General features: G+C 31.9%; 17 protein-coding genes and 1 riboswitch. Of the genes, 9 read left to right on the forward strand and 8 right to left on the reverse strand.

Going from position 1 to position 20,788, the window contains the following annotated elements; all coding sequences use genetic code 11:
• Window positions 1-88 precede the first annotated feature (88 nt).
• From hpdB to hutG, 8 genes are all read left to right on the forward strand, one after another.
• Window positions 89-2,782 carry a 4-hydroxyphenylacetate decarboxylase large subunit gene (gene hpdB / locus HBE96_RS18550; RefSeq protein ID WP_169299202.1) on the forward strand — a complete coding sequence of 898 codons (2,694 nt, stop codon included), beginning with the start codon at window positions 89-91 and terminating at the stop codon, window positions 2,780-2,782.
• 33 nt (window positions 2,783-2,815) lie between these two features.
• Complete coding sequence (hpdC, locus tag HBE96_RS18555; RefSeq protein ID WP_169299203.1) at window positions 2,816-3,076, forward strand: 4-hydroxyphenylacetate decarboxylase small subunit; 261 nt, start codon at window positions 2,816-2,818, stop codon at window positions 3,074-3,076.
• Window positions 3,077-3,084: 8 nt separating this feature from the next.
• Window positions 3,085-4,023 carry a 4-hydroxyphenylacetate decarboxylase activase gene (hpdA, locus tag HBE96_RS18560; protein WP_169299204.1) on the forward strand — a complete coding sequence of 313 codons (939 nt, stop codon included), beginning with the start codon at window positions 3,085-3,087 and terminating at the stop codon, window positions 4,021-4,023.
• Between the two features lie 183 nt (window positions 4,024-4,206).
• A riboswitch (SAM riboswitch) is annotated at window positions 4,207-4,315 on the forward strand.
• 207 nt (window positions 4,316-4,522) lie between these two features.
• The gene (locus tag HBE96_RS18565) at window positions 4,523-5,491 is read left to right on the forward strand and encodes a methionine ABC transporter ATP-binding protein (RefSeq protein ID WP_169299205.1); all 969 of its coding nucleotides are present in this window, start codon (window positions 4,523-4,525) and stop codon (window positions 5,489-5,491) included.
• Window positions 5,484-6,125, forward strand: coding sequence for a methionine ABC transporter permease (locus HBE96_RS18570; protein ID WP_169299372.1), 642 nt, complete (start codon window positions 5,484-5,486; stop codon window positions 6,123-6,125). Before HBE96_RS18565 ends, HBE96_RS18570 begins: the two co-directional genes overlap by 8 nt.
• 49 nt (window positions 6,126-6,174) lie before the next feature.
• Window positions 6,175-7,002 carry a MetQ/NlpA family ABC transporter substrate-binding protein gene (locus HBE96_RS18575; RefSeq protein WP_169299206.1) on the forward strand — a complete coding sequence of 276 codons (828 nt, stop codon included), beginning with the start codon at window positions 6,175-6,177 and terminating at the stop codon, window positions 7,000-7,002.
• Between the two features lie 92 nt (window positions 7,003-7,094).
• Window positions 7,095-8,543 carry a MocR-like pyridoxine biosynthesis transcription factor PdxR gene (gene pdxR, locus HBE96_RS18580; protein WP_169299207.1) on the forward strand — a complete coding sequence of 483 codons (1,449 nt, stop codon included), beginning with the start codon at window positions 7,095-7,097 and terminating at the stop codon, window positions 8,541-8,543.
• Between the two features lie 11 nt (window positions 8,544-8,554).
• Window positions 8,555-9,571, forward strand: coding sequence for a formimidoylglutamase (hutG, locus tag HBE96_RS18585; protein WP_169299208.1), 1,017 nt, complete (start codon window positions 8,555-8,557; stop codon window positions 9,569-9,571).
• 879 nt (window positions 9,572-10,450) lie between these two features.
• On the opposite strand, the gene HBE96_RS18590 is transcribed toward hutG, so the two are convergent.
• The 7 genes from HBE96_RS18590 to HBE96_RS18620 form a co-directional block, all read right to left on the reverse strand.
• Complete coding sequence (locus tag HBE96_RS18590; RefSeq protein WP_169299209.1) at window positions 10,451-11,104, reverse strand: YidC/Oxa1 family membrane protein insertase; 654 nt, start codon at window positions 11,102-11,104, stop codon at window positions 10,451-10,453.
• A 53-nt stretch (window positions 11,105-11,157) separates the two neighbouring features.
• Window positions 11,158-11,385 (reverse strand): hypothetical protein, encoded by a 228-nt coding sequence (locus HBE96_RS18595; protein WP_169299210.1) that lies wholly within the window; start codon window positions 11,383-11,385, stop codon window positions 11,158-11,160.
• A gap of 97 nt (window positions 11,386-11,482) precedes the next feature.
• A complete protein-coding gene (locus tag HBE96_RS18600) occupies window positions 11,483-12,391 on the reverse strand; it encodes a uroporphyrinogen decarboxylase family protein (protein WP_169299211.1) in 909 nt (302 codons plus the stop codon).
• Window positions 12,392-12,499: 108 nt separating this feature from the next.
• Window positions 12,500-14,323, reverse strand: a complete 1,824-nt coding sequence (locus HBE96_RS18605; protein WP_169299212.1) for an ASKHA domain-containing protein — start codon at window positions 14,321-14,323, stop codon at window positions 12,500-12,502.
• Between the two features lie 249 nt (window positions 14,324-14,572).
• Complete coding sequence (locus tag HBE96_RS18610; protein WP_169299213.1) at window positions 14,573-15,550, reverse strand: uroporphyrinogen decarboxylase family protein; 978 nt, start codon at window positions 15,548-15,550, stop codon at window positions 14,573-14,575.
• A 36-nt stretch (window positions 15,551-15,586) separates the two neighbouring features.
• Window positions 15,587-16,219 (reverse strand): corrinoid protein, encoded by a 633-nt coding sequence (locus HBE96_RS18615; RefSeq protein ID WP_169299214.1) that lies wholly within the window; start codon window positions 16,217-16,219, stop codon window positions 15,587-15,589.
• 29 nt (window positions 16,220-16,248) lie between these two features.
• Window positions 16,249-17,052 carry a methyltetrahydrofolate cobalamin methyltransferase gene (locus HBE96_RS18620; protein WP_169299215.1) on the reverse strand — a complete coding sequence of 268 codons (804 nt, stop codon included), beginning with the start codon at window positions 17,050-17,052 and terminating at the stop codon, window positions 16,249-16,251.
• 640 nt (window positions 17,053-17,692) lie between these two features.
• Here HBE96_RS18620 and HBE96_RS18625 point away from each other — a divergent pair.
• On the forward strand, window positions 17,693-19,258 hold the full coding sequence (locus HBE96_RS18625) for a PucR family transcriptional regulator (RefSeq protein ID WP_169299216.1): 1,566 nt from the start codon (window positions 17,693-17,695) through the stop codon (window positions 19,256-19,258).
• Between the two features lie 314 nt (window positions 19,259-19,572).
• On the opposite strand, the gene HBE96_RS18630 is transcribed toward HBE96_RS18625, so the two are convergent.
• Complete coding sequence (locus HBE96_RS18630; protein ID WP_169299217.1) at window positions 19,573-20,661, reverse strand: GntR family transcriptional regulator; 1,089 nt, start codon at window positions 20,659-20,661, stop codon at window positions 19,573-19,575.
• Between the last annotated feature and the right edge of the window lie 127 nt (window positions 20,662-20,788).

Here is a 20,788-nt window from a genome sequence, read left to right on the forward strand (position 1 = left end):
TAAGAGAATAATTCTTATAAATTAATACTATTTATAAGAATAATAAATGTTGTATTGAAATAAGTGATGAAAAAGGAGGCATTTAAAAATGAATATTAAAGAAAGTAAGCTAGAAGATGTTTTAAAAAGCCGTGGAATTGACATGAAAAATATTGATAATACTTCAGAAGCAGATATTCCAGAAGCAAAGGAAAGTACTCAAAAGCTTATGGATATTTATTATACTTTAAAAGTTACTGCAGATATGGAAGCTGCATATTGGTATAACAGAACCTGGTGGGAAAATGATGGCGAAATAATTGAGGTAAGAAGAGCTAAAGCTGTGGCTGCTTCTTTATCACACATGACACCTACAATTTTACCTTATGAGAAACTTGTTATGAACAAGACAAAAAATGTTAGGGGAGCATTCCCATTCCCTTGGGTTTGTGCAAGCTTTTTTAATGCTCAAGCAGAAGCTTTAATGAATGAAGTGGATGCTCCAGCAGAAAATGAAGCTGACTCAGTAAGTGTTGTTGGTGCTGGTGGAGGTAACGTTACTGAAAGTTATGGAAATGTTATCTCTATTGCTAAAAAGTTTGGTATGAGAAAGGAAGAAATTCCTGTTCTAGTTAAAACATCAAAGCCTTGGGAAGGAATTTCAGTAGAAGAATTAAGCGATAAGTACTCAAAGATGACACCAGGATATGACCAGTTTAAAAATATAATGGAAGGCGTTATCTGTATGTTTGATTCCTTCGCAATTCCACAGGGACGTGAAGTAATTAACTATTATATGCCTTTGCAGTACGGTTTTGATAGAATAATTGAATTATGTGATGAAAAAATTGCTGAAGTCATGGGTCAAGCAGGTGAAGATGGCGATTTCGGTATGAGCAGAGGTTATTACTATGCAGCAATGAAGGAAATTACAAAGGGTTTAAGTGCGTGGTGTGAAAACTATTCAAAGAGAGCGAAGTATTTAGCTACCATTGAAACAGATCCACAAATTAAAGCTAACTATGAAAAAATTGAAGAGGTTATGGGTAATATTGCTCATAAGAAACCTGCAAACTTCTGGGAAGCAATTCAGATGACCCTTTGTTGTCATTTAGGTGTTGTTAATGAAGACCCTCAATCTGGTCTTTCAATTGGCAGACTCGGACAAGTATTGCAGCCATTCTATGAAAAAGATGTAGAAGATGGTGTTATGACAGATGAAGAAGTAATTGAACTTCTTGAATTATACAGAATTAAAATTACTTGTATTGAATGTTTTGCATCAGCAGGTGTATCTGGTGGCGTTCTTTCTGGTAATACATTTAACAACCTTTCATTAGGTGGACAAAATTACGATGGACTTTCAGCAGTTACTCCACTAGAATATTTAATTGTTGAAGCAGGTATGAGAAATCAAACTCCTCAGCCTACATTAAGTGTATTATATGATGAAAAGACACCAGAAGACTTCCTTATGAAGGCTGCTTCTTGTACAAAACTTGGTCTTGGATATCCTGCATGGATGAACAACCAGACAGGAATGAACTTTATGATGAGAAACTATGGACCAGAAGGAATGGATCTTCATGATGCAAGAGCATGGTGCCTTGGAGGATGCCTAGAATCTGCACCTGGATGCTTCTTGCCACTTGAATATAATGGAAAGGTAACAATGATTCCTGGTGGTGCTTCACCTACATGTGGTACAGGTGTTCACTTTATTGGTATGCCTAAAGTACTTGAGCTTGTTCTAACAAACGGTTTAGATAAAAGAACAGGAAAGCAAGTATATCCACCTCATAATAAGAAGCTAGATTCTTATGAAACAATGGTAGATCAATGGAAAGAGTATATGGAACTTACTACAGATGTTGTAAATAGATGCAATAATATTCAAATGGATATTTGGAGAAAATATAATATGCCAGCTGTTAATTCCTTATTAAAACCTGACTGCTTTACAAAGGGAAAACACATTGGCACTATGGGAGCAAGATATAACTCATGTATTAACTTTGAATCCTGTGGAACTATTACTTTCGTTAATACATTGACTTCAATAAAGAAGAATGTATTTGATGATAAGAAGTTTACAATTGAAGAAATGACAGATGCAATGCTTAATAACTTTGGATTTAAGACTGCATATGAAACAGGGGTGTTCTCACCTGACTTTAGAGAGAGTACAGAAAACAGTCCTAAATATGAGAAAATCTTTGCAGCATGTGTAAATGCACCAAAATACGGTAATGCTGACAAGTATGCAGATGAAATTTTTAAAGCATATCATTATTATATTTATGATATGACACATAAATTCCGTTCATACTATGGCAAGCCTTTATATTTATGCCAGATTTCAGTATCAACACATGGTCCTCAAGGATTTGTAACCTTGGCTACAGCTGATGGAAGACTTGCAGGCACAACTTATTCAGATGGTTCTGTATCTGCAGCAGCAGGAACAGATAAAAATGGTATTTATGCTATATTTGAATCTGCAACAGTTTATGACCACTCAATGCATCAAAATGCACAGATGAATTTAAAATTACATCCAACAGCAGTTAAAGGTATCAGCGGAACAAGAAAACTTCTTGATCTTGTACGTGCTTATATGAGAAAAGGTGGATTTCATGTTCAGTTTAATGTTGTTGATTCTAAAACATTGAGGGATGCCCAGCTTACACCAGAGAAGTATAGAGAACTTATGGTTCGTGTAGCTGGATTTACGCAATACTGGTGTGAAATCGGTAAGCCTATTCAAGATGAAGTTATTTACAGAACTGAATATGATAAATAATAGTATACTAAAAAATGAATGGAGGTAATAGCAATGCGCCACTATGATTGTAAAAATTATATAAATTTAGATTGTGAAAAAGGTCTTTGTGCATTAACAAAGGGAATGGTTCCTATTGATGGCGAAGGAAGTGAGGCTTGCCCTAATTTTAAGGCAGCTGAAAAATGTGGAAACTGCAAAAGCTTTTGTAATCCAGATAAGTATGGATTAGGAACATGTAAAGGTTTGGAAAAAGAAAACTGGGCATATGCTACTTGTGGTGCTTCCACATGTCCCGGATATAAAGCAGAATAGGTAATGTTATGAAAGAAAAAGGTTTAATATTTGATATACAAAGCTTTTCTGTACATGATGGACCAGGCTGTAGAACAAGCATATTTTTTACAGGATGTCCCCTTCAGTGTAAATGGTGTGCTAATCCTGAAAGTTGGATTAAGAAAAAGCATATTATGGTTGCAGAAAATGTATGCAAATGGAAAAATGGCTGTCGAGCATGTATAAACGTATGTCCACATGACTCAATTAAGTTTAATGAGGATGGTAAGTTAGGAATACTGAGGGATACTTGTGAAAAATGCGAGACTTTTGATTGTGTTAATATCTGTCCTAATAATACTTTGAAGCAGTGTGTTAAGGAATATACAGTAGATGAACTTATGACAATTTTGAAACGTGACTTTAATAATTGGGGTTCTGATGGGGGAGTAACCTTCACAGGTGGAGAGCCTTTAATGCACCATGAATTTTTGGTAGAAGTATTGAAAAAGTGTTATGAACACCAGATTCATAAAGCAATTGAAACTAGTGGATATGCAAAACAGGAAGTATTTTTAGAAGTATTAAAGTACATTGATTTTGCATTTATTGATGTAAAAAATATGGATAGAGAAAAACATAAACAAGGAACGGCAGTTTATAATGATTTGATACTTTCAAATATTGAAGCACTTAAAAAATCTGGTTGGAATGGTAGGCTTGTTTTAAGACAACCTACTATAGCAGGATATAATGACAGTGATGAAAATGCATACAAGCTAATTGAATTTATGAATAAAAATTCTCTATATGAGATCAATCTTTTGAAATTCCACAGATTAGGAGAGACAAAGTGGAATCAACTAGGAAAAGAGTACGAATATAGCAAGTGTGGAAATATGACAAATGAAAAAATGAAACATCTTCAACAGTTATATTTAAATAACAATATAGCCTGTTATATAGGTGATGATACGTCTTTTTAATCTTATATTTTAATATAGCTGGAGATGAGGGTGTTGACAATGCTCGTGATGGCATAAATCTAAATTTAGAAAACTCTAATTAATTTTAAAATTTAATAAAAAAACAAAAAATAATAAAAATATAAGTTGACAATTTATATTTGTGTTGCTATAATTTAAAACATAAATTAAATAAATATTTCGCACTTATCAAGAGTGGTGGAGGGACTGGCCCGATGAAACCCAGCAACCAGTATCATATTTATATGATATATTGGTGCTAACTCCTGCGGCGCAAGCTGAGAGATGAGAGGTTAAATTAAGAGTTGTAGCTCGAGGTTTTTCCTCGGGCTTTAATTATTTTTCCGAGGAATACCTGATGTGATACTTCACCTGAATGAAGATTTACTTGATTTCATGAAAATAAGGTGAAATATACAAGTTTTATAACTATTGCGATTTAGCGAATTGCAGTTGTGACGAATTAAAGTGGCAAGTATAAATAGAAAGGAAATGTAAAATGATTAAATTAGAAAATGTAAATAAGAGTTTTTCTCATAATCAAGTACTTAAAAATATAAATTTACGTGTAGAAAAAGGTGACATTATAGGTATAGTAGGACACAGTGGAGCAGGAAAATCTACACTTTTAAGATGCTTGAATGCTTTGGAAACTTATGATAGTGGAAATGTAACTATTATGGGAAAGGAATTAAAAGGATTAAAAGAAAAAGAAATAAAAACTATAAGAAAAAAGTTAGGTATGATATTTCAGAATTTCAATCTTTTAAATAGAAAAGATGTATTTGATAATATAGCGCTTCCTTTACAGGTATGGAATTTTGATAAAGCTTACGTAGAGAAGAAGGTAACTAATCTAGTTAAGTTAGTGGGACTTGAAGATAAAATTCACAGTATGCCTAAAGATTTAAGTGGTGGACAAAAACAGAGGGTTGGAATAGCAAGGGCTTTAGCTTTAGATCCAGAAATATTATTGTGTGATGAAGCTACATCGGCACTAGACCCTAATACTACAAAATCTATATTAGAACTTATAAAGAAAATAAATGAGGAATTAAACATAACAGTAGTTTTAGTTACACATCAAATGGAAGTGGTTAAGGAAATATGCAATAGGGTTGCACTTATGGAAAAAGGAGAAATAAAAGGTCAGGGTACTGTAGAAGAATTATTCTTAAAGCCAGATAAGTCGCTGCAAAAGTTATTAGGAGAAAATGAAATAATTCCTGAAACTGGAGTAAATATAAAGATATTTTTTCCTAAAGAATATAGTCAGCAGTGTATTATAACTTCAATAGCTAGAGAACTTGATATAGATTTCTCTATAGTGTGGGGAAAGCTTGAAAAGTTTAGAGATAATGTTTTAGGATCTCTTGTTATAAATACAAATGAAAAGCATAAAGAGAGCATATGTAAATTTCTAGATTCAAAATCTATAATTTGGGAGGTGATTGAAAGTGATGTTTAATGAAATATTACTTCCAGCATTAGGGGAAACAATACAAATGGTTTTAATATCTACTTTTTTAGCAGTAGTTATAGGATTTATACCAGCAATTATACTTGTGTTAACAGATGAAGATGGCTTGAGACCTAATAAATTTATATATAAAATATTAGATTTTATAATAAATACATTGCGTTCCTTCCCATTCTTGATATTAATGATTTCTATATTCCCACTTACAAAATTGATTGTTGGAACAAGTATAGGAACAAATGCAGCTATAGTACCTTTAACACTAGCAGCAGCACCATTTGCAGCTAGGGTAATAGAATCTTCTATGAAAGAAGTAGACAAGGGTGTAATAGAAGCTGCGAAGTCCTTTGGATCAAGCAACTGGCAAATAATATATAAAGTAATATTAAAGGAAGCATTTCCTTCTATAATATTAGGAATAACTTTAACAGTTATTAGTGTAGTTGGTTACTCTGCTATGGCAGGAGCTATTGGTGGAGGCGGCCTCGGAAATGTAGCCATCAACTATGGATACTATAGATTTAAAACAGATATAATGATCTACACTGTTGTGATCTTAATAGTTCTTGTTCAAGTTTTTCAAAGTTTAGGTACATTTATTTATAGAAAGTTAAGTAAATAATATTATTTTAAATAACAAAATAAAAATATAATTAAGAGGGGTAATAAAAATGAAAAAGAGAAAAATAATATCTTTAATACTATCATCACTTGTTGTTTTATCATTAGCAGGATGTGGAAGTAAAGGTGGAGATGCTTCAAGTTCAAGCAGCACAGGCAAAGATTCAAAGGTAATAAAAGTAGGTGCTACACCAGTACCACATGCAGAAATATTAAAGCAAGTTAAACCAATATTACAGAAAGAGGGATATGATCTTCAAATTGTTGAATTTACAGATTATGTAACACCAAACACTGCTTTAAATGAAGGACAATTAGATGCAAACTTTTATCAACATATACCTTATTTAGAACAGTTTAATAAAGAAAAACATACTGAATTATCTTATACTGTAAAAGTTCATCTTGAACCAATGGGAGTATATTCAAATAAGGCTAAAAAAATATCTGATATAAAAGATGGTGCAGAAATTGCTATACCTAGTGATCCAACAAATGGAGCTAGAGCTTTAAAAGTTCTTCAAAATGCAGGACTTATTAAAGTAAAAGATGGTGAACTTATCTCAAAAGCAGATATAACTGAAAATAAGAAAAATATTAAAATAAAAGAGTTAGAGGCTCCTCAACTTCCAAGAGTTTTAGGAGATGTAGATGCAGCTGTTATAAATTCAAATTACGCTCTTCAAGCAAATTTAAATCCTACAAAAGATGCCATTGCTATAGAGCCAAAGGATTCACCATATGCTAATATACTTGCAGTAAGAACTAAGGATAAAGACAAAGATTCCATAAAGGCTTTATCTAAGGCACTTAATTCACCAGAAATTAAAAAGTTTATAGAAGAGAAATATAAAGGAAGCATAATTGCATCATTTTAATATTTGAGTTTAGGGGTTGATACATTAATTAGTGTATAAGCCCCTTTATTTATCCCTCAATTTATGTAAAAATATATGTTAGAGGTGAAACTATGTTTTCAGATATAAAATTCAATAAAGAAGTACCTGTATATATACAGATTAAAGATTATATTAAGGAAATGATACTTGGAGGAATGCTTCAAAGTGGAGAGAAGCTGCCTTCCACAAGAGAAATGTCGTCCATTATGAAAGTAAGTAGAAATACTATTATATATGCTTATGAATTTTTGCAGGATGAGGGATTTATATTAATAAAAAAAGGAAAAGGAGCTTTTGTATCTCAAATTCATGTAGAAATGCAGGAAAAATGGAATGTAAATTGGAGTACTTTAGTCAATGATTATGCAAAGGATTCAGAAAGACTTGATATTGTAAAGCATGAGGATAAGTGGGAAAAGGGTATGATATCCTTTAAAAGTATAGCACCAGATGAAAATCTTTTTGATGTTGAAGAATTTAAAAAAGCTTTTTTAAATCGTATGTCTATAGAGGGTAAAAAAATATTAAATTATGGATATGCTCAAGGGTATAAACCTTTAATTGAGTATCTTCTTAAATATATGAAAAACAAGGGAGTCAACACAGAGGGGAAGGATATACTTATAACTAATGGCTTTACTGAAGGTTTTGATATAATACTATCATCTCTTACAAAAGCTAAGGACAAAATCCTTTGTGAAAATCCTACTCATAATACAGCAATAAAAATAATGAAGCTTCATGGATTGTGTATTGAAGGAGTGGATATGGATATTGATGGTATAAATATAAAAAAGTTAGAGGAAAAACTTCAAAAAGATAAATTTGCTCTTTCATATTTTATTCCGTCCTATCACAATCCTACAGGAATTGTAATGTCTCCAGAAAAAAGAGTTCAGCTTTATAAATTGCTTAGAAAGTATAATGTTCCTATAATTGAAGATGGATTTAATGAAGAGTTAAGATATACAGGAGCTCATGTTGCACCAATAGCAGCATTGTGTGGTGAAGGAAATGGTTTAATATATATAGGAAGTTTTTCAAAAATACTTTTTCCTGGTATAAGAATCGGATGGATTTTAGGAGATAAAAATATTATAGGATATTTAGAAAGTGTGAAAAGAAGCAGAAATATTCATACTTCATTTTTAGATCAAGCTGTGTTTTATGATTATTTGCAGTGTGGAAATTTTGAAAAGTATATAAAAAAAGCTAGAAAAGTTTATAGAGAAAAATATGAATTTGCAGTCGAATGTGCAAAGAAGTATATTTCAAATGGGCAGGTTATAGGTGAAGGAGGACTTCACATATTTGTAAAACTTAATGGAATAGATGCTAGAAAATTACTGAAAAAGTGTTATGATAAAGGTGTAATATTTACACCAGGAGATATTTTTTATACAGATGACAAAGGCTTTGATACATTAAGGCTGGGATTTTCCAGAGTAACTAAAGAAGAAATAGAAAGAGGCTTTAAAATAATTGGAGATGAAACTAAAAGTTTAATGAAAAAGAACTAGGGGGTAAAAAAATGTTTAATGAGAACTATAGAACTGTAGATGAAATAGAGTGGGAAGGAAGAATTGATAGTGAAACTAATTTTGATGCTTTTAGATGGCATCAATGGATTAAAAGTATTGATTTAAGAGACGAAAAATTAACTCCTTATACAGGAAAGTTAGGCATTGCTTTTATTGGTTTTTGTTGTGATGAGGGCATTAGACGTAATAAAGGTAGGGCTGGAGCTGTCAATGGTCCTAAGAGTATTAGAAAAGAATTAAGTGGTTTACCTTGTGCCTTTAAAAAAGATCTTGAGCTTTTTGATGCAGGAAATGTATTTTGCGAAAATATAAGTTTGGAAGAAAGTCAAAGTTTACTTTCAGAAGCAGTGGACAAAATATTATCCTTAAATCTTTTCCCAATAGTTTTAGGGGGAGGACACGAAGTTGCTTTTGGACATTATAAGGGAATATTAAGCAACCTATTAAAAAGTGAAAGCAAACCTAACATAGGAATAATAAATTTTGACGCTCACTTTGATATTAGACCTTACGAAAATGGTGGAACATCAGGAACTATGTTCAGACAAATATCAGATATTTGTAAAGAAAAAGATCTTAAATATGATTATTTTTGTATGGGGATTCAGAAACACAGCAATACTGTTGAATTATTTAAAACTGCGGATAAACTTAATGTAAAGTATATTTTAGCAAAACATATTTCACAAAACAATATTTTTGATCAATTAGATGAGTTAGATAATTTTATTAAAGATCAGGAACATATTTATATAACTGTATGTTCGGACGTATTTTCTTCTGCTTTTGCACCAGGTGTAAGTGCATCACAGTCTTTAGGGTTAGATCCTGAAATAGTATTAAAGTTCATTAAACATATTTTAAGATCTAATAAAGTAATAAGTTTTGATATAGCTGAAGTATCACCAAGATTTGATCAGGATAATAATACTGCAAATTTAGCAGCAGTTATAATATTTTCAATAGTTACAGCTTTAGCTAAGATTAACAATCTATCATACTATTAATGATGATATAATAATATGATAAAATTTTACTTTGTAATTTAAGCAAAATGTGACTCAAGTAACCGAAGAAACGTTAAGCTGTATTACGGCTGATATATGTTATTCAGGAACACTCACTCCATTAAGAAGTTCTAATTGCTTGAGATATTGAAAAATACCTACCTCTTCAAATGCGACGTCCTGTCGCTTTCAGAGCTTTTGCCGTCCTGGCAAAAATTACGGTATTTTTCAATATCTCAAGCAAAGAACTTCTAAAACTTGTTCGAATGTTCCTGCATAACATATATCAGTCTTCATACAGCTTAACGTTTCTTCTTACTTTAGTTTACATAAATACTATTATCTTAAAAGTGTAGCTTTCATAATAATTATTTTTCATATATATATTTTAAGTTATTTATTTTAATCACAACTTAAAGTGCAACCTATAAGTAGTAGGTTCATTTCTTGTTTTCAATCCTCGTAATCTTATTATACAGAAATGAATATTCTTGCTTTATGTGTCTATTCTGAAGGTTTACACATGAATTTTTAAGAGCTAAATTATAAAATTATAAATATTAATATGTACAACTGAAGTTACTAGTTTTGAGTTTAACTTCTACGTAGGGATATAGGATAAGCGTTTACTCACATTAGCTAAATTGTTTTCTTATTAGTCTTAGCGAGGAGTTAATGAAAGCCTTAGAACTTTAGCCTTGTTTGAGGGAACCGAGTTTGGCAAAGTTCTTAGGTTTTCATTAACTTTGAGCTTTAGACTAATTGAAAACATTTAGCAGTGAGTAAACGCTTATCCTATATCTCGTAGTAAAAGTTAAACTCAAAACTTTCACTGCACTTTGCTTCGTACTATTTTTATTATTTGCTTATTGCATAGATCTAAGAATTACTTGAAAGTACATTAAACTTTTTTATATAAAATCTATATCCTATTTCTTCAAATAAGGTAAATAAACTTGTAGTTATGAAGTATAGCCCAAGTGCTATTGGAGCTTTTATAGTTATTAGTATACTGAATATACTAGTTATAATTAAATTTGTTTTAGAAAGTTTAACTTCTTTTAACACTTTAAAGTAATCTAAGTTTGTAATGAGCTGAGGACATATGGAAACTAAACCGTATATAATGGGAATAATATAGTAACTATCATGCATTTTAATACTTGAAACCCAAGGTAGAATAATTGTACCAACTTGAACTGGCATTTTCATCACTACATTATATAAAGTGAAAAGCACTGGCAGTTGTATAAAGGTCACTAAACACCCCAAAGTACTTTTAGCAAGCTCTTGTTCATATTTAACAGTTTCTTCTTTAACTTTTTTTTCATTATTTTTATATTTAGTCTTTATATCCTGAATTTTTTGGGAAATTCTTTGTTGATTATACATTTCAGATTTTTGCTTTATAGAAAATGGGAAAAGTATTATCCTTACCAATATAGTTAAAAGGATTATGGCAATACCCCAATCTCCAGTTAAGTTAAAAATACTACCTAATATATTATTAAAAAAATTAAAAATAATGTTCATTAAAAACTCTCCTTTGTTTTATAATTAAGAATTAATTTAATAAAACATTATTTTTAAAAATGGACACAAAATCTCCAAATATCATACTTTTCAAAGGATATATAATCTTCTATATGTAGTTTTTCAATATATTTAACAGCTTTTGTATTAATAGCTGTGCAAATATCTATATAAACATGCTTTGTGTATTTTTTATAAGAGTATACTATATATGAAAACATACTTGAAATACAAATAAATAAAAATACAATCTGCACTAAGTTAAAAACACTTGATCTCATTATTTTTATCTCCTTAAGTAGTAATTATAACTACTTAAATTATATCATTGAAATTTCAATAAAGCAAGTGTGTTTGCTAAAATTTTACTTTAACAATTCATTTCAAAGTCCGGTATATTGCTATCAATCCTTCTATATCAATACCTTCATAGAGCCCGCAATTTGTTCCCAGTATGATTCCGTTTCTAGTGGAGAGGCCTTGTATAGAAGCTGAGAAGTTTTTCAGAAAATCTACATCATGTGCACTGTGTGTGTTTTCAGTATCAATATGTCCCCACAGGCACAGCCTATCCCCATATTCCTCCTGTAAAGCAACAATGTCCATACCGCATCGTTGTTCAATGCATTGAAGCCCCTGTATACCCATATCCATCAAATCAGGGATAATTTCACGGTAATTGCCATCCGAGTGGTAAAAGACTGGAAGTCCAAGATGTGTAATTTCTTCAACTTGTTTTGCCAAAGAAGGCAAAAAATATTCTCTCAAAATATTTGGATTTGTCAATAGTCCATTTGCATAAGCGATATCATCTGCCAGTATTATTCCATCTATACCCTGGTCGGCTGATTGTTTCATTGTGGCAATATTCAGTTTTTCAACCTGTCTAATAAAGTTTTTCAGGTCATCAGGAGATTCTTTCGGTAGTGTTAGAAAATCCAAGAGGCCATATGTCCTTAGGCCTGTCTCAAATGCGCCATCAATTAGTGCAAAGGTAAAAACCGAGGTCTGACTAGCCCATTTTTTAATATCGGGCCATTCATATTCATCCGGTTCTGGTAATCTATTCTTGTCATGTGGAAAAATCGGTGAAACAGTAAAAATGTCAAGATCAAGCCTATTGATAAATGCAAGTTTTTCTTCAAATCCAATTTTACTGCAATTTAATTCACGAGAAATAATAGAATCAGTAATACAAAGCTCTCCTTTAGGAATCCTGTCTGTTTTCTCATGCCTGATTGTCCTTAGTACTCTTTCACGTTTGCTATAATGACAATATTTATCCATAAAGTAGTTTGTCGCCCCCCTCTATACTTGTATCTTTTTATTGTTCCAAATGTATGTCTAGTAGACATTTTCTCTGTTTGAGATTTTCTGCATCTATCACTGAAGATATTAATCCAGTATCATAGAATCTATAAAATATTCCTGAAAATCTTCTCTTTTTGATAACTCTATATATGTTGTTTTATTAATAATATCTACTGCATTCTCTCTTATTCGTTTTGATAGCAAATATATTTTAGCTCCACCCCCTGCACAGTTGCCAACAGATTCAATCTTACCCTTGAGCTCTTTGGGTATCATGCCTATGGTAGCAGAACTTTCTATATCCATATAATTACCAAATCCACCGCCAATGTACACTTTTTCTATTTCATTAAAGTTTATGTTCTTTTCTTTTAAAAGTATTTTGATACCAGCACATACAGCAGCCTTTGCTAATTGAACTTCTCGTACATCCTTTTGTGTAAAGGTAATACTTTCCTCATGTATACTATTTTGTGCTAGAATAAACTGTCTCATATTATCTATCTCAACAATCCTATTCTGATAATCCTTGTTTTCAACTTCGTCCGCTCCTGCCATTCTACCTGATTCATCTAATATTCCAAACTTCACAAATTGTGCCACAGCATCCAACACTCCTGAACCGCATATTCCGCAAGGTTTTTCATTGCCTATTGTTTCATATATTTTATCCTTTGATAAATCAACCTTGCTTATAGCTCCTTTTATGGCACCAATTCCATGCTTAATATTTGTGCCTTCAAAAGCTGGTCCAGCAGCTGTAGAGCAAGTTACTACTTCGTTTTTATTACCTAGCGCAATTTCTCCATTAGTTCCAAGGTCTAATAATAATGAATATTTTTCTGAATTTAACATACCACAGGATAATATACCAGCAGTTATATCACTTCCTACAAAAGCTGATATACCAGGAAGTAAGCTTACCATGCCTTTAGCCTTAATTCCAATCTCCTTAGCTTCAAGCTCCAGTGCCTTTGTAACCACTGGAATGTATGGTGACATAGTTATATTTTTACATGGGAGTCCAAGTAGTAGGTGAATCATAATGGTGTTTCCAACAATAGCTATATCATATATGTTATCTTCACTTATGTTATTTTTTTTACATAACAGTTCTATCATATCATTAAGCTGAGTTACAATATTATCCTTCAATATACCTAATCCCTTTGGATTCTCAATAGTAAAATTTATTCTTGAAACCACATCAGCCCCATAACTTCTTTGGTTATTAACTCTTGAATCTATATCTATTACTTTCCCATCATTTAGATTTAATAAATAGATTACTATAGTAGTTGTACCTATATCTACAGCCAGTCCATAGTTTTGCTGTAAACAGTTACCATTTTCTAAATGTAAAAGACGATTCTTATAAAGTGATGCGGTAACATTAAAATCAGCTTCTCTTAACAAATCACTTATTTGAGGTAAATATTGTAATCCAATGAGTAAATCATCACTTTCACAAGCATCACTTAACCTTCTATAATCATCTCGTTGATCATTAATGGAGGGTTTCTCAATTGCTAAATATTTTTTCTTTACTACAGTATCTAAAGTATATTGCTGTTCTGTCCCATTTATTAATACTTCCATATCTTTATTCTTTTCTAAAAGTACTATTTCTGAATCCTCATTTATAGTCAAATTACAGGATAACCTAAATCCACTTTCTAACTCTTCTTTAGTTAAATGTTTTATATCAAGTGGAGTAGGTTCCTTTAATCCTTTTACTACTTTAACTTTACATTTTCCACAAATTCCTTTTCCATTGCAGGGACTATCTATAAATATTCTGTTATCCATTAATACATTAAATAAATTTTCACCTGGTTTAACCTTTATGACTTCTTTACCCTTTTGTGAATTAATAATAATTTGAAATTTTTTATTTAAAATATTCATATAATTCCCCCTATGAAGTATTTTTCTTTAAGTATAATTATATTCTACTTGAATATACATAATTTAGGTTTTGGAATATAGGAGTTCACTATATATTAGACAATAAAGTGAGACTCGTGCTTGACATTGTAAGAAGCGAAGAACTCTCAGTAGGAAAAACACAAAAAACATTTTGGATTAATTTATTTTTAACATTGATCCAAAATGTTTTTTATTTATAACAAAAATGTTTTGACCCAGTTATCTAGCTTAAAACATTTTTTTACTCATTTCATCTATTGCATTACTTACTGTCTCATATACATTTGGAAAATATCCCTTAGGTAAACCCGCAGTGAGGCATGGAATAAAGTATTTCTTTCCATTAGCTTTGCAAGCTTCTTCTACATATTTGGTACAATTTTCAGGTGTCCAATCCGGAAAATCAATCAAACCGCTGTGGAGTCCTCCCATAAAGGATATTTTTCCACCATATTGTTTGATCATTTCAGGAATGTTATTAGTGTTCATAACGCCTTGCCAGATATCAATGCCCATTTCGATCATATATGGAACTAGATTAGCTGCATAAGAATCGCTGTGGTGAATAATCAATTCAACACCATTGGCTTTATAGAAACCGTAGATTTTTTTATAAGCTGGAAGAAAGAACTCTTCAAACATTTTAGGAGCCACAAAAGAGTTTTTTTGGCTACCCCAGTCATCATGATGGAAAATACAATCTGGATGAAGTTTTTCAATTATCACTTTTGCAGTATCTAACTCATACTGCGTAATGGCATCAATTAACTCATGCATAGCTTCAGGCTCTTCATATAAACCCATTAATGCATCTTCCATACCCATAAGATGATGTGTCATTTCAAAGACACCTGGAGCGTAGAAAGGTGCGACAAATTGCTCGTTACGGTCAACAGAATTAGCATGAGCAACAGCTGCAGCCCAAGCTTCATCGGAAGTGTCAATTTCAGGAATTTTAACGTATTTCCTCCATTCAGTAACATCTTTTAAAACTCTATGTTCGTTATCATGCACAGGGAACGCACCAAGTTGACCTTCTGGCCATTGCCATGTTATTCCCCAACCGTCTTTCCAGGTACAACCGTAGTTAGATCCACTTCCCAAAGGCATTCCCAGGATTATGTTCACAAATTCATATTGTTTAACAAAACGATCTGGATTTCCACCTTTAATAGTTTCAAGTAAATTCTGTCTTTTAGTTAACATATATCAATACCTCCCCTTATATTATTTATGATATATCTATGCTGTTGCCAATTCCTTAGCCTTAATGGCAGCACTACCTGCATCAGGCGTATATGCATCTGCCCCTATTGAATCCGCAAATTCAGCTGTTACTGGAGCACCACCAACCATTATATTGAATCCTTTTAATCCACTTTCTCTTAAAGTCTTAACTGTTTTCTTCAAAGCTGGCATTGTTGTAGTAAGAAGTGCTGAACATACTACTATTTTTACATTTTCATTTGACTTAACTGCTTCAACAAATTTAGCATCAGGTACATCTACGCCAAGGTCTACTATTTTAAATCCAGTACTTTCAATCATCATTGAAACTAAATTTTTTCCAATATCATGTAAATCGCCTGCGACTGTTCCAATAATACATGTTCCTAAAGAAGATGAAGAATCACCTGCAAGATGAGGTTTAAGCACTTCTACACCTCTTGACATTGCTTTTGCTGCTATTAACATTTCAGGTACGAATATTTCTCCTGTGGAGAACTTATCACCTACAACACCCATTGAGTCAATCATAGCTTGAAGTATATCTTCTGCTTTGTTTCCCTCATCTAGTGCTTCCTGCACCAATCCTTTAATAAGTTTAGTTTTACCTGCTTCTACATTAGCTTTTACTTCTTCAATTTTAGACATTATCTTTTCCTCCTTATTATTTTATATAATTATTTCTTTTTACCAAATATTCCTTTTCTATATGCTCTAATATATTCCATGCAGTACTCGTCTTCACCTAATAGTGCTTCTGTTGCAAATAACATTCCTATTAAATCCTGATTTAATGGATCAAGAATAAAGCTATCCATTCCTGCATTCATAGCCAATACTGCAAATGCCTGATTGACAATTTTCCTAGCTGGAATATTAAAGGAGATATTACTAACAGCTCCAACGACATGAATTGTAGGATATAATTCTTTGATTTTTTTCATAACTTCAGTTACCATGGTGATCCCATCTTCTGATGTACATAGCATTTCAATCAATGGATCAATATGCATTCTAGATGGATCAATGTTGTATTCTTTTGCCTTTGTCATTAAATCTGCAAATACATCCAAACGGTCTTTAGCAGTTTTAGGGATTCCTTTGTCGCTGTTCAAAAGAGCAATACACTCCCATTTTGTTTCGGCGATTGCAGGAAATGCCACATCAATCTTGTCACCTTCCATTGATACAGAATTGAAAAGGCCCGGTTTATTACAGTATTTCATGGCTTCTACGCATGTGTGAACGTTAGGGCTGTCCACTGCGATCGGAACATCGGTTGCATCCTGTACTATGTCTATAAGCCATTTCATTGTTTCCAGTTCGATCTCATCATCCACTGAAGCACAAACATCAATAAAATCTGCACCTGCTTCTGCTTGTTTTATTGCAAGGTTTCTTATGAATTCTGCATCCTTTTCTGCAATGGCTTTAGCTGTGGAAGGAATCGCTCCGTTAATTTTTTCACCAATTACTATCATAATATACACCCCTTCTTTAAATATTTACTTTAAGTTACAATAATATCAATTAGTACTACAACACTTTAATTTCTTTGATTTGTACCTTATGCTTTTCATCCAAACTTTTTCCACTTTTGATAAATCTAATATACCAATTGCTGTACTCTGCATATTTTCCAGCACTACTTATAATCTCAACGAACGCCTGTAGCAATCAAACTGCATGCCAACATACAGTAAACGTAAACAAGACAAAGCTGATAAAAATAACGCGGCAATATTCAGAAAAATCAGATTAGGCGCTTTTACAATATTTTTGCATATGATATGTTCATCATACTATACCGAAAAAAGTCCTGTTAAACATTTACATTAGGAAAGTGCAACCCCTTAGATGCTCACAACATTTAATTGGCCTTAATTATGATGTGTATCTGCTGCATCAATTGAAAGGATATAACATAATCTCTAATTTTTGTGACTGAATTTATACATTTTTTATTATTGTATAAGTAATAGAAGAACCAGCAGAAAGCGTTGTAATTTATCAACCATTTGATATAATTATATTATAACAAATGGAAATTTTTAAGTCTATTTGCAGAATGTACATTTTTTTAAGAATAATTTATACAAAATGTATAAATTAGAGGTGCTCATGAAATTAAATGCATATATTATCAAAGATTACGTATCATTCCCTATTATCAAAAGTTTTTTGAATTCCAGTCCTCTTGATTGCAATCTGGAACGTGTGACGGTTTACCATCAGGATAAAACGCTGCAATCTTCCGATTTGGTTTTGATTAAATTAGATGAGTTAATCGCACTTTCAAATTCTGAGCAGGATGGGGCATATATTTGTCTTGGATATGATAAAAGTATAGAACTTTACAAGAACATGGATATTATTTTTGTAACCCCAGAATTTAATCCGTTGGAAATAATGGAAAAGTTGCAGGATACGTTCAACCTGTTTTCAAATTGGGAGAAAAATCTGCTAGAGTTGTTAGCCAATAATGCTCCACTGAAAGAGATTGGTGAAGCTGCACTTCCGTTCATAAACAACCCGATTGGAATATATACATCGGGACTTCGAAATGTTTTTTTCTGTGAAAGAAAAAAAGCAAGAAATTTGATGCTGTATTCAGAGGAAGACATCAATAAATATTTAAGTCCTGAAGAAATTGATGAACTAAAGTTTAATTCGGAATTTATCAGTACAATAGATGCTGTGGAACCGACATTGTTTTCTGCAGAAATGTGGGGATTTCGAATTCTGTTTTACAATATTCGTATTTGCGACATTTACGTAGCACGTGTCGTAATCAGTGAAACAGAGCGGCCATTTAGGGTGAGTGACTCACCATTACTGAAATTTTTAAGCAGCATATTAGAAGTTTCCATGGTCAAGCAAGATTTCCCGATGAACGATCATCCTAAGGATTTTGAAACAATGATCAATCAGCTTTTGGATAAACAAAATGTGGATGAATTAAAACTGCAGAGAATTTTACAGTATAAGAACTGGAATATAACGGATTGCTATTTTTGCATTGCAATCGAAGTCAGTACATATGACCAGGTGATTCATACAGTTTCAACTATTGGCTCCATACTTGAGGCAAATATTCCAGGAAGCATAGCCTTAGAGCAGAAAGACTATATTTTGGCGATTGTGAATTTAAATGCAGAATTTAAGACAAGAGATGAGCTGCTATCCGTATTAGTTTATATTTTAAGAGAGGGACTTTTGAAAGCTGGTATAAGTGAAGAATTCCACAATTTTAAAAATCTCAATGAATACTATCTTCAAGCATGTGATGCAATTCGTATTGGAAGTATTTATGATGAAACAATTTGGTGCTATCGTTATGAGCAATACGCTCTAAAGCGATTAATTCTGCGGGCGGCCGCTGAATCAAACATAGAAGCTCTCTGTCCACAGGGATTGAATAGGTTAATGGACTATGATAAAAAGCACAAGCGACAATATACGAAAACTCTGAAAATATACTTGCAGAATAATCTGAGTGTTGCAAAAACTATACGACATCTTTATGTGCAGAGGGCAACATTTTTATATCAATTGAAGCGTATTCTTCAAATATCGGAATTGGATTTAGACGATCCTAAAGTCAAGCTTCATTTGTTAATCGTATTTGAAATAATGGAGGAAAGAAAATTAATTTTGAAGTTCAAAGAACATCCTTTTCAAATCTGATATAAATCCTTTTATTAGAAAGCTGCTGACTACAATATAGCATCCAATCATTTAAAAACTCATCTCTACTTTCTTTAATAAAGTAAGTGTATTTGTCAAAGTTTTACTTTATGATTCAAGTGTTATGTAATATAAAGTAGAGTGTAAAAAGAGAGCCCCAATCTATGATTTTGCTTTTGGACCTAATGAAAGTAAAATCATAGATTGGGGCGTATGTATTAAAAATAAACATTGCAATATATTGTGTTTTTCATTGATTTGCAAAGCAATATATTCTATACAAATTTCTTAATGCCACAGATTATTATAGAAAATTATTCTACTTGCGAAGTTGAGTTTCTTACAATAAGCTGAGGATCATAAAGGATTGAATCACTAGCTTCAAAATGATTATTGTTATTAATTAATTTAATAATCAAATTAGCAGCATCTTTACCCATTTGTTCTTTAGGATGAGTAATGGAAGTTAAAGTTGGCCGCATAATTACTGCAAGCTGTGAGTCGTCAAAGCCTACTATTGATAGTTCTTCAGGAATTTTTATATTTAGTTTGTTAGCAATGGTTAATACTATATAAGCTACTTCATCATTGTAACAAAAGATTCCTGTAGGTTTTTTTTCGGATTTTAGTGCATGTTCAATATTAGAAGGCAGTGATGAAGATATTTCCTCAGACAGATAAGTTAAAATTTGTCCGGAGGATGGGGAAATATTATTTTCCTGACATTCTGCAATGAATCCATTCATTCTATTTATACCCTGTAAATCATCAACTTTAAAAATGCCCATTAGTTTTTTGTGACCTAATGATATAAGGTGATTTGTTGCCAGTTTTCCACCTTTAAAATCATCTGTGCGAAGACTAGGAACATTAATTTCAGGATAAGAAGCGTTTATTGTTACAACAGGGACATTTTTAGATATTATGTTATTCAAGTATCCAATATTAGGGCTTTGATACGCACTTTTAGTTGGTTCTAAAATAAGACCATCTATTTCATATGCCAGCAAGTTTTTTAGGTTAATGTTTTCAAACATAACATTGTTATTAGTGGAAGATAACAAAAGAGAATAAGATTCAGAATAAAGAGTATCTTCCATACCTTTAATTATATTAGGGAAAATGTAGTTAGATATATGAGTTGTTAACACAGCCACATTTTTATAATTTTTAAGATTTTCTCTATTTTCTGTCCAATCAGAAATATATATGCCACTTCCTTGCTTTTTATATAAATATTGCTTAGATACAAGATCACCTATAGCTTTTCTTATGGTGTGTCTACTGACATTAAACATTTCCATAAGCTCTGATTCAGTTGGTATTTTTTCATGAGTTTTATATTTATCTGTATTGATCCAGTCAATAATGCTTTGTTCTACTTCTTCATATTTGTATTTCATTAGTTATTCTCCTGCAAAAAATAAATGTTTTTGTAAATATTATAGTATAAGTATTATACCACAAATATGCGTGTTTATAAACAATAGTATCAAAATTGGTACGTATAAATATAAAAGGTATTTTATA

Source organism: Clostridium muellerianum (assembly GCF_012926525.1).
GTDB classification, from domain to species: Bacteria; Bacillota; Clostridia; order Clostridiales; family Clostridiaceae; genus Clostridium_AM; species Clostridium_AM muellerianum.